This is a genomic window from Parageobacillus thermantarcticus (assembly GCF_900111865.1).
Taxonomy (GTDB): domain Bacteria; phylum Bacillota; class Bacilli; order Bacillales; family Anoxybacillaceae; genus Parageobacillus; species Parageobacillus thermantarcticus.
Genome location: NZ_FOJS01000082.1, coordinates 1 through 5,530, shown reverse-complemented (window position 1 = coordinate 5,530; position 5,530 = coordinate 1). Strand labels below are relative to the sequence as shown.

At 43.8% G+C, this 5,530-nt stretch carries 6 protein-coding genes, 15 tRNA genes and 1 rRNA gene; 2 read left to right on the top strand and 20 right to left on the bottom strand.

What is annotated here, in order from left to right:
* Positions 1-55: 55 nt before the first annotated feature.
* The 4 genes from BM278_RS17845 to BM278_RS17830 are packed head-to-tail and all read right to left on the bottom strand — an operon-like array spanning position 56 to position 1,493.
* Positions 56-331, bottom strand: coding sequence for a hypothetical protein (locus BM278_RS17845; RefSeq protein WP_090947376.1), 276 nt, complete (start codon positions 329-331; stop codon positions 56-58).
* Positions 303-572 carry a DUF771 domain-containing protein gene (locus BM278_RS17840; RefSeq protein ID WP_279625779.1) on the bottom strand — a complete coding sequence of 90 codons (270 nt, stop codon included), beginning with the start codon at positions 570-572 and terminating at the stop codon, positions 303-305. Before BM278_RS17840 ends, BM278_RS17845 begins: the two co-directional genes overlap by 29 nt.
* Before the next feature lie 14 nt (positions 573-586).
* A complete protein-coding gene (locus BM278_RS17835; RefSeq protein WP_208601839.1) occupies positions 587-1,225 on the bottom strand; it encodes a BRO-N domain-containing protein in 639 nt (212 codons plus the stop codon).
* Positions 1,226-1,253: 28 nt separating this feature from the next.
* Positions 1,254-1,493 (bottom strand): helix-turn-helix transcriptional regulator, encoded by a 240-nt coding sequence (locus BM278_RS17830; RefSeq protein WP_208601838.1) that lies wholly within the window; start codon positions 1,491-1,493, stop codon positions 1,254-1,256.
* A 147-nt stretch (positions 1,494-1,640) separates the two neighbouring features.
* On the opposite strand from BM278_RS17830, the gene lexA reads away from it, so the two are divergent.
* Positions 1,641-2,252 carry a transcriptional repressor LexA gene (gene lexA / locus BM278_RS17825; protein ID WP_090952396.1) on the top strand — a complete coding sequence of 204 codons (612 nt, stop codon included), beginning with the start codon at positions 1,641-1,643 and terminating at the stop codon, positions 2,250-2,252.
* 63 nt (positions 2,253-2,315) lie between these two features.
* Complete coding sequence (locus BM278_RS17820; protein WP_090952393.1) at positions 2,316-3,449, top strand: tyrosine-type recombinase/integrase; 1,134 nt, start codon at positions 2,316-2,318, stop codon at positions 3,447-3,449.
* A 135-nt stretch (positions 3,450-3,584) separates the two neighbouring features.
* Here the strand turns inward: BM278_RS17820 and BM278_RS17815 are convergent.
* The 16 genes from BM278_RS17815 to BM278_RS17740 all read right to left on the bottom strand — a co-directional run.
* A tRNA-Leu gene (locus BM278_RS17815) sits at positions 3,585-3,667 on the bottom strand.
* A gap of 151 nt (positions 3,668-3,818) precedes the next feature.
* Positions 3,819-3,892, bottom strand: a tRNA-Cys gene (locus tag BM278_RS17810).
* A 7-nt stretch (positions 3,893-3,899) separates the two neighbouring features.
* A tRNA-Gly gene (locus BM278_RS17805) sits at positions 3,900-3,971 on the bottom strand.
* A gap of 4 nt (positions 3,972-3,975) precedes the next feature.
* Positions 3,976-4,050, bottom strand: a tRNA-Gln gene (locus tag BM278_RS17800).
* 22 nt (positions 4,051-4,072) lie between these two features.
* A tRNA-His gene (locus tag BM278_RS17795) sits at positions 4,073-4,145 on the bottom strand.
* A 22-nt stretch (positions 4,146-4,167) separates the two neighbouring features.
* Positions 4,168-4,241, bottom strand: a tRNA-Trp gene (locus tag BM278_RS17790).
* A 10-nt stretch (positions 4,242-4,251) separates the two neighbouring features.
* Positions 4,252-4,333 (bottom strand) — tRNA-Tyr (locus BM278_RS17785).
* Between the two features lie 7 nt (positions 4,334-4,340).
* Positions 4,341-4,416 (bottom strand) — tRNA-Thr (locus BM278_RS17780).
* 30 nt (positions 4,417-4,446) lie between these two features.
* Positions 4,447-4,522, bottom strand: a tRNA-Phe gene (locus tag BM278_RS17775).
* Positions 4,523-4,545: 23 nt separating this feature from the next.
* A tRNA-Asp gene (locus BM278_RS17770) sits at positions 4,546-4,621 on the bottom strand.
* A gap of 5 nt (positions 4,622-4,626) precedes the next feature.
* Positions 4,627-4,703, bottom strand: a tRNA-Met gene (locus BM278_RS17765).
* A gap of 33 nt (positions 4,704-4,736) precedes the next feature.
* Positions 4,737-4,812: transfer RNA gene (locus BM278_RS17760), tRNA-Val, on the bottom strand.
* A 12-nt stretch (positions 4,813-4,824) separates the two neighbouring features.
* A tRNA-Glu gene (locus tag BM278_RS17755) sits at positions 4,825-4,896 on the bottom strand.
* Between the two features lie 15 nt (positions 4,897-4,911).
* A tRNA-Ser gene (locus BM278_RS17750) sits at positions 4,912-5,002 on the bottom strand.
* 4 nt (positions 5,003-5,006) lie between these two features.
* Positions 5,007-5,081, bottom strand: a tRNA-Asn gene (locus BM278_RS17745).
* Between the two features lie 180 nt (positions 5,082-5,261).
* A 23S ribosomal RNA gene (locus tag BM278_RS17740) occupies positions 5,262-5,530 on the bottom strand; the annotation flags it as partial.

The window sequence follows — 5,530 nt, the reverse complement described above, 5'->3', positions numbered from 1 at the left end:
AAATACTCACGTTATTCACCTCCCGCTTGTCCGCTTTTCTTCCAAAAGGAATGCCTCATTCGAGACCAAAGCGTTCTGGATACTTTTTGAGTGCCTCTACCACCGTTCCAAGCATGACCGTTGATTCGTGTCTCACACCTGCTCCTTCCTCGAATGTCACTTCAGCGATGACGTTCCGGTCTAAATCCAGCACACACACTTCGTACAATGAAGGCGCAAAGGAAAACTCAAACACAGTCGCTTTGACAAAGAGTGGCTTTTTATATCCGGCTTCAATCCCTTTGCGAACGAATTCAGGCAACTCATCGAACGAGACGTTGCGGATTTGCATGGGCGGTCACTTCCTTTTTCATGAATATGTCGCGAAAATGCTTTTCAAGGAATTCTTCCATCCGTGAAGCGATGAAGCACCATCTTTCCCCGCGTTTTTCTGGGTAGTACACGAAGCCGCCGTTTTCGATATCGAGCATCGGTTTGTAGCGAGGATGCAGCAGGATATTTTCTTTGAGCCAATCCTCGCTGTATCCAGTACGCTCTTTGAGGTCCTGCATGGACCACCAGATTTTGTTCAATCCGACCCACCCCTTTAAGAAATGTATTTTTGATAAATGGTTTTGCTGACGGAAATGTCGAGACCGAACTTCTCTTTGATCGCCATAAGATTGACCGTATCCTCTAAAATCTGCTGACGGTCAATCAGCATATCCGGCGTCATTTCGTTTTTCTTGACCATTTTCGGATAGCCGTATTTAGTAGAAACTGCCTTGTTTGCTATGGTGTTGGCTTTGATATAGTCCACCCGTTCCGGTTGGTTGAGTGATTCTCTGAGTTTCCGCATCATTTCTTTTTGATGATCTTTGTCCAACATACGAAAAACTTGAAAACCTTCAAGACCGGACGCTTGTCGGAGTGCCTTCAAGATGTCGTAAATCCAAAATCTGAATTCAACCGCCTCTTTCTTACGGCTTTGGGTGATCGCTTCATAAATCCCGTATTCATTCACAATTGTCATTTCCTGCGGCCCGCCAGACGTCGGAAGGGTGTGACTTGAAATCACATCCTTTTTGACTTGTTTTTCAATCGCCTTCAAACGTCTTGCAACTGCTGCTGTTTGCAAGTTTAGCGCCTTTGAAATATCAGCCAGCACTGCCCACCAATCGCCAGGTAACTTTTCGATGAACCGAATTTGATGCCCGTTCCATTCCTCGATTCGGATCGTATTCATTTGTACACCTCCCTTTCGCAATGCACAGTCAAGCTGTTTCACTTCTCTTACTACACTTGAAGTGTAGTTTTGGATTAAAAAAAATTATATTATCAATCGGAATGTTAACAATTTCAGCGAATAAAAACGCCTTATCAATTCGAAAAGCACGCTTGTATTGCTCATAATCAATATAAGTGCGCTTTGTCATACCAAGCATTTTAGCGATCTGCTCTTGCGTTAAACCGCGATGTTTTCTTGCTTGTTCTAACGTGAATTTAATTTCCAATTCTTCCACCTCCTTCTGATTCAATCCTACTACACTTCAAGTGTAGTTGTCAACTAAAAATTTCACTTTTGGTATATTTTTTTTTACAAACCTTGAATATAACTATACTTATAGTGTATATTATTACTTGAAAGGAGGTGAAAAAAATTGCACATAGGACAAAAAATAAAACAATTAAGAAAGGCACACAAGTTAACGCAAGAAGAGTTAGCAAAAATATTGGATGTGAAGCCTACTGCTGTTTCCGCATGGGAATTGGGTAGAAATAAACCTCTAATGGACAAGCTTGATATGATAGCTCATTATTTCGGGGTTCCTATATCTTACTTTTTTGAAGAAAACGAAATAAAAGGGCCTAAAAACCACATCTATTTTGTTAAACTCCCTATTGTCGGCACGATCAGCTGCGGAAACGGAGTCATCGCATATGAGGACATCGAAGGGTATGAGGAAGTCCCTAGAAGCTGGCTGAATGGCGGTGAATACTTCTTCCTCCGTGCAAAAGGCGACAGCATGATAAACGCTCGAATAATGGATGGAGATTTACTTATGATACGTAGACAAGATGATGTGGAGAATGGAGACATCGCCGCCGTGCTGATCGACGGCGAGGCAGTTCTAAAACGGGTGTATAAATCAGATGATACTATAATTCTACAAAGCGAGAATCCGGCGTACAAGCCTATTATCCTGCGAAAAGATGATATGAAGAACATTAGGATTATAGGCAAGCTAAAGAAAGTGGTTCTAAATTTCTAGCGCTAGGAATTTAGACGGGCGGGCAACGTCCCGCCTATCCTTTTAGAAAAGGGAGGGAGAAATATGGCAAGCATTCAAAAAACAAAAAGCGGCTGGCGTTACCGCGTTTCGTACAAGGAAAACGGGAAATACAAAACTAAAACAAAAGGGGGATTTCGTACAAAGAAAGAAGCCGAACTTGCGGCCGCGGAATTGGAGAAGCAGCTGCACAAAGGATATGACATCAACGCGGGTGACCAGCTTTTTACTGAATATATGAGAAATTGGTTTGAACTCTACAAGAAGGGAAAACATAGCAAAGAGCACGACAAAAACGTGGAATTGTCTGTCAAGCTTGTAGAGCAGTATTTCCAGGGTGTGAAATTGAAAGAACTGACCCGCGATATGTATCAAAAATTTATCAATGAAATTGCTGAAAACCGAGCGACGGAGACTGTGAAAAAACGGCATACCTATATCAAAGAATGCATAAAGGCTGCAATTGAAGAAGGGATAATAACGAGAGATCCGACATACAAGATAGTTGTCAAAGGTAAGAAAAAGGGAAAAGACGAGGAATTAAAATATCTCAACTATGAGGAAGCAAAAAGACTAATAGCCGAAATTAAAAAAGATATGAATCCAAAATATATTTCAAGATATATCATTCTATTCGCGATCGCAACCGGAGCCCGTTTTTCAGAGATTCTTGGACTAACATGGGATTGTGTCGATTTTAAAAATAGACTAATAACAATAAATAAAACATGGGATTACAAATACACCAATGATTTTGCTGATACAAAAACCTATTCATCCAAACGAACTATAAAAATTGATGTGGATACTTGTAAAATGCTAAAGGAATTGAAAAAGGCGCAAAACGAAGCCGCTATTAAAACAGGATTGAGAAATGAAAAAAATCTCGTTTTCGTTAATACAAAAATGGAATTAGTGTCTAATAATGCAGTGAATAAGACATTAAAAATGCTTTGCAGAAAACTTGGTTTAAAAGAGGTGACGATGCATTCCTTAAGGCATACTCATGCCTCAATGCTTTTATATCGAAAAGCAAATATCAAATATATTTCAAAACGACTTGGTCATAAGGATATTGGTATTACGCTACAGACATATTCGCATATATTAGACGAATTAGAACAAGCGGAAAATACGCTTCTTGATGAAGTCATGGATGACTTGTATCATGCAAAATAGCCGTGCAAAATTCGTGCAAAATTTTTTCAGATTCTATCGGTTTTTTTCGGATTACCAAAAAATGAAAAACGACTGCAAACGCAGTCGTATCAATGCTTCCGCGATCTTTGATCGTGAACTTTCAGATACCAATGATGCCGATGGTGGGAGTCGAACCCACACGGGCAAAGCCCACACGATTTTGAGTCGTGCGCGTCTGCCAATTCCGCCACATCGGCATAAGCACATGTACAATTTTAAATTATAAATAGTATAAAGTCAAGCATTTTTTACGTAAAAAATCAAACTTATCAAACTTGAACTGAATATAACCGCAAGATTTTACGATCTACGCGCTTCACAACTCCGCCATCCCAGCATTAACGCATATGGAGGCGGCACCCGGATTCGAACCGGGGATAAAGGTTTTGCAGACCTCTGCCTTACCACTTGGCTATGCCGCCATCAGAAAGCGGAAGACGGGACTCGAACCCGCGACCCCCACCTTGGCAAGGTGGTGTTCTACCACTGAACTACTTCCGCATCGTGGCTGGGGTAGTTGGATTCGAACCAACGCATCACGGAGTCAAAGTCCGTTGCCTTACCGCTTGGCTATACCCCAAAAAACAAGAAGTAGAAGGAAAGGCGACTAGTGGGAATCGAACCCACGCATGCCAGAGCCACAATCTGGTGCGTTAACCACTTCGCCATAGTCGCCATACAACGTCTATTCATTTTATGGCAGGGGCAGTAGGAATCGAACCCACACCGGAGGTTTTGGAGACCTCTGTTCTACCATTAAACTATGCCCCTAAATACAAAATGGAGGGGGACGGATTCGAACCGCCGAACCCAAAGGGAGCGGATTTACAGTCCGCCGCGTTTGGCCACTTCGCTACCCCTCCATATTCATGGTGCCGACTGCAGGACTTGAACCCGCAACCTACTGATTACGATTCAGTTGCTCTACCAATTGAGCTAAGTCGGCACATGAATCACGTTTCTAAAAGAATAAGTGTGGTGGCTCGGGACGGAATCGAACCGCCGACACAAGGATTTTCAGTCCTTTGCTCTACCGACTGAGCTACCGAGCCGTTTTTCTATACTCATTCTACTATGGCGGTCCCGACGGGACTCGAACCCGCGATCTCCTGCGTGACAGGCAGGCATGTTAACCACTACACTACGGGACCAATGTTGGTTGCGGGGGCAGGATTTGAACCTGCGACCTTCGGGTTATGAGCCCGACGAGCTACCGGACTGCTCCACCCCGCGACGATGAAAAAATATTGCTGATTTATTGCAATATGGTGGAGGATGACGGGATCGAACCGCCGCCCCCTTGCTTGTAAGGCAAGTGCTCTCCCAGCTGAGCTAATCCTCCGCAAAAAGAAAGTGACCCGTACGGGATTCGAACCCGTGTTACCGCCGTGAAAGGGCGGTGTCTTAACCACTTGACCAACGGGCCATAGTGACTAATTAATGGCGGAGAGCAAGGGATTCGAACCCTTGAGGCGCTATTCACGCCTACACGATTTCCAATCGTGCTCCTTCGACCACTCGGACAGCTCTCCAAGATGGCTCCGCAGGCAGGATTCGAACCTGCGACCAATCGGTTAACAGCCGATTGCTCTACCACTGAGCTACTGCGGAATAACTAATGAAGGAACTGATTGTCTCTTTCTTTACAAACCTTTTTATTGATCAGACAAGTATTATTATAATGACCAATATTATCATGTCAAGAGTTTTTTTATTTATTTCATTCCCTCAAAACTAGATAACCGTCCGTTCGGAAGAAACCGTTTCGCTAGGCGGTTTCCGTTTTTCCGCTTGGTTAAGTCCTCGATCGATTAGTATCCGTCAGCTCCACGTGTCGCCACGCTTCCACCTCGGACCTATCAACCTCGTCATCTTCGAGGGATCTTACTCGCTTCACGCGATGGGAAATCTCATCTTGAGGGGGGCTTCACGCTTAGATGCTTTCAGCGCTTATCCCTTCCGCACATAGCTACCCAGCGGTGCCCCTGGCGGGACAACTGGTACACCAGCGGTGCGTCCATCCCGGTCCTCTCGTACTAAGGACAGCTCCTCTCAAATTT